The sequence below is a fragment of the Mesorhizobium sp. M7A.F.Ca.ET.027.03.2.1 genome (assembly GCF_003999175.1).
In the GTDB taxonomy this organism is placed as follows: domain Bacteria; phylum Pseudomonadota; class Alphaproteobacteria; order Rhizobiales; family Rhizobiaceae; genus Mesorhizobium.
The window spans coordinates 1-1,804 of sequence record NZ_RZOM01001172.1 but is presented as its reverse complement, the minus strand read 5'-3'; the positions used below and the strand labels follow the sequence as shown (position 1 = coordinate 1,804).

General features: G+C 64.6%; 2 protein-coding genes. Both read left to right on the top strand.

Annotation, left to right across the window (positions count from 1 at the left end; all coding sequences use genetic code 11):
• Nucleotides 1-205 precede the first annotated feature (205 nt).
• On the top strand, nt 206-820 hold the full coding sequence (locus EN750_RS32565) for a glutathione S-transferase family protein (RefSeq protein WP_127268661.1): 615 nt from the start codon (nt 206-208) through the stop codon (nt 818-820).
• Between the two features lie 68 nt (nt 821-888).
• A partial coding sequence (locus tag EN750_RS32560; protein WP_245482877.1) for a trimethylamine methyltransferase family protein occupies nt 889-1,804 on the top strand: 916 nt, incomplete at its 3' end.

Here is a 1,804-nt window from a genome sequence, read left to right as displayed (position 1 = left end):
CCATAGGACGGATCGGACGGCGGCGATCCTACATGGCGGCGAATTTTTTTGGCGGTCGGCCCTTGATAATCCCGGACAGCCGCGGGCTCGAGCGAGAGGCGTGAAACGAACTTGCGTCGGCGGCGCCCAATCAGAGCGCAATTCTCTCGGCTCGCAGGCTAGAACAGATGGATCACGCGAACGCCTCTTCAACCCCGGGACGACAATGATCCTCTACTATCAGACCCACTCACCCTTCGCGCGCAAGGCGCTTGTCTTCGCCCATGAGGTTGGCATTGCCGATCGGCTGGAGGTCATCCATCATGAGACCAGTCCCACCTTGCGCAACGCCGATGTCTACGCCGAAAATCCGCTTGGCAAGGTGCCGGTGCTGTTGCGGCCAAATGCGTCGCCGATCTTCGATTCCGATGTCATCTGCGCCTATCTCGACACACTGCATGACGGCCGCAAGCTGCTGCCGCAGGACGGCGAGGCGCGCTGGCAGGCGTTGCGGCTTCAGTCGGTCGCCCAGGGCCTCGCGCAGACAGGCATCGCTTTGCGCTGGGAGACAGAAAGGAGACCCGAAAAGCTGCGCTATGGTGCTCTCGCCGACGGATACCGGGAAAAGATCGAGGCGAGCTACGACTGGATCGAAAGCGCGCTGGACGACGAGGCACCGCTCCATGTCGGCCACATCGCCTTGGCCACCACGCTGTCCTGGATGGCGTTCCGCCACCTGCCGCCTTTTCGCTCGCGGGCGCGGCTGACGCACTGGTTCGAGGCTTTCGAAAAACGCGTATCGATGCAGGCGACACCGCTTTCAGGTGATACGCATGACTGACTGGCGCCTCGCGAGGTCAGGGGCGGCGGCCGTTCTGCGCGTCGAAGACGTCCGGAAAGCCGATATCCTTGCGCAGCGAGGCCGGCAGCGAAAGCAGCCGCCGTCCCAACTACCATTCGCTGAAGAACCCGTTCCTGCCGCAGCCGATCTTTTCGGACGATCAAGTGGCCGCGATTCACGACACGGCGCTGCGGGTGCTGGAAGAACTCGGCATCAAGGTGCTGCTGCCGCAGGCGCGTGAGCTTTTCGCCAGCGCCGGCGCGCTGGTCGATCCGGACACCGACATGGTGCGCATCGGCCGCGACATGGTGACGGCGGCACTCGCCTCGGCGCCGAGATCGATCCACGCTCATGCCGGTTCGCGCGCCCGGGATCTGACGCTGGAGCTCGGCTCGATGACCTTCCTGGCCGGATGCGGGGCGCCGAACGTCACGGATCTCGAGCGCGGCCGGCGGCCGGGAACACTGGCGGATTTCGAGGATCTCATGCGGCTGGTGCAGCATTTCGACGTGCTGCATATGCTGGGGCCCTGCATCGAACCGCAGGATGTCGACAACCGCTTTCGCCACTATGCCGTCAACCGCGCGCAGCTGACGCTGTCGGACAAGCTCCCGTTCGTCTTCGCGCGCGGCACGCCGCAAGTCGAGGACGGGTTCGAGATGATTCGTCTGGCGCGCGGCCTGTCGCAGGACGAGTTTCTGGCAAATGCATATTGCTACACCGTCATCAACACCAACTCGCCGCGCCAGCTCGATATCCCGATGGCGCAAGGCATCATCGATTTCGCCCGCGCGGGCCAAATCTCCGTCATCACGCCGTTCTGCCTGGCGGGCGCGATGGCGCCGATCACGGTGGCTGGCGCGCTGACGCTGCAGCATGCCGAGGCGCTCGCCGGGCTGACGCTGGCGCAGATCGTGCGACCCGGCGCACCGGTCGTCTACGGCTCGTTCTCCTCCAATGTCGACATGAAATCCGGCGCGCCGG